The organism is Aequorivita todarodis, assembly GCF_028561335.1.
In the GTDB taxonomy this organism is placed as follows: Bacteria; Bacteroidota; Bacteroidia; order Flavobacteriales; family Flavobacteriaceae; genus Aequorivita; species Aequorivita todarodis.
In genome coordinates this window covers 1-1,477 of the sequence record NZ_JAQQTG010000026.1, presented here as the reverse complement: position 1 = coordinate 1,477, position 1,477 = coordinate 1, and the positions used below count along the sequence as shown (strand labels likewise).

The following is a 1,477-nucleotide window of genomic DNA, read 5'->3' as shown; positions in this document are numbered from 1 at the left end:
ACCTCTTATGTTTGGTCATTAAATGATTTGTCCAAAAATACGATTATTTTAGGCTTTTAAATTAAAGGAATAAGATCAGGTTAAGGTTGCCATTTAAACCTAGACAACAACAATACTATGTATGTCCACCCAAAGATAACAACCTTTTCCTGTATTTTTCCAAGAGTCGCAACAGTATTGAGAAACCATGGCTATATGCCTGGATTTCGTATCAACTAAGAGGAAAGACGGTGGGAAAAATCCTTATTCTTAATAACCTAAAACAAGAATAATGGTACAACAAAAAGTATTGAAACAAGTAGTAGGGATTGATATAGGAATGGAAAGCTTCTTCGCCTGTTATCAAGTGAAGGACCAACAGGAACGTATTGCCATCAAAGGGACCAAGTCATTTAAAAACAGTCCCAAGGGCATGGTAGAGTTCCTCTCATGGTGCAAGAAACGTGAGAAGGGCACAGCTCCACAGCCCATTTATGTTATGGAAGCCACGGGCGTTTATTATGAGAACCTGGCCTACTTTCTCTATGAGAACGACCAAAAGGTAAGCGTGCAGTTGGCACAAAAGCTAACCTACTTTGCCAAGAGCAACAACCTGAAGACAAAGACGGACAAGGTCGACTCAAAAATGATTGCCACCTTTGGGATGGAAAAGGCATTGGGCACGTCTGATCTTTGGACCCCGCCAAGCAAGGAGTTCAGGGTCATAAGGGATCTATCAAGAGAGCATACCAACCTCAAGAAAGAGATCACTGCCGCCAAGTCCCAGCTCCATGCCCTGGACCACGCCCATAAGACCTATAAAAAAGTGATTACCCTTAAAAAACAGATGATCTCTTTTTATGAAAAACAGTTGGATGTCATTGAGAAGGAACTGAAAAAGCAAATAAAAACAGATGAGCAGCTCTACAAGAAGATCCGGAACATTGAAACGGTAAAGGGACTGGGCTTCATCACGATCATTAAAGTAATATCCGAGGTAAATGGTTTTTTGCTCTTCACCAATATCCGCCAGTTGGTCAGCTACGCGGGACTGGATATAGTAGATAAGGAATCCGGCAAGTACAAAGGGAAGACCCGGATATCAAAAAAAGGAAACGCACGCATCAGGTCTGCACTTTATATGCCGGCGGTGGCCGCGGCCACGCACAATATTAACTTGAGGGACTTCTATGAACGCGTAAATGACAACCGCACGGTAAAAAAACATGGGGTCGTGGGGGTGATGCGAAAATTGTTGATCCTGATATACACATTATGGAAAAAGAATGAGCCTTATATTGTGGATTATCAGCTGGGATAGACTTCGGGTAACGATGAAGGGCGGGCCTTCTTTTTGCCACAAAAAGGGCGGAGTAAAACTCCGCCCGGTAGATAGACTTCGGTACAACGAATTGGACGAAGCCTTCTTTTTGCAATACAAAGATATTAATTAAACAATTGAAAAATGATTAGGATTTGAACACAGTATCTTTGGGGT

At 42.1% G+C, this 1,477-nt stretch carries 2 protein-coding genes; both read left to right on the top strand.

The window, feature by feature from the left end; translation table 11 throughout:
• Positions 1–271 precede the first annotated feature (271 nt).
• The gene (locus tag POV26_RS10515; RefSeq protein WP_272856434.1) at positions 272–1,300 is read left to right on the top strand and encodes an IS110 family RNA-guided transposase; all 1,029 of its coding nucleotides are present in this window, start codon (positions 272–274) and stop codon (positions 1,298–1,300) included.
• The gene (locus POV26_RS10510) at positions 1,266–1,433 is read left to right on the top strand and encodes a hypothetical protein (protein WP_272856433.1); all 168 of its coding nucleotides are present in this window, start codon (positions 1,266–1,268) and stop codon (positions 1,431–1,433) included. Before POV26_RS10515 ends, POV26_RS10510 begins: the two co-directional genes overlap by 35 nt.
• The last annotated feature ends 44 nt before the right edge of the window (positions 1,434–1,477 follow it).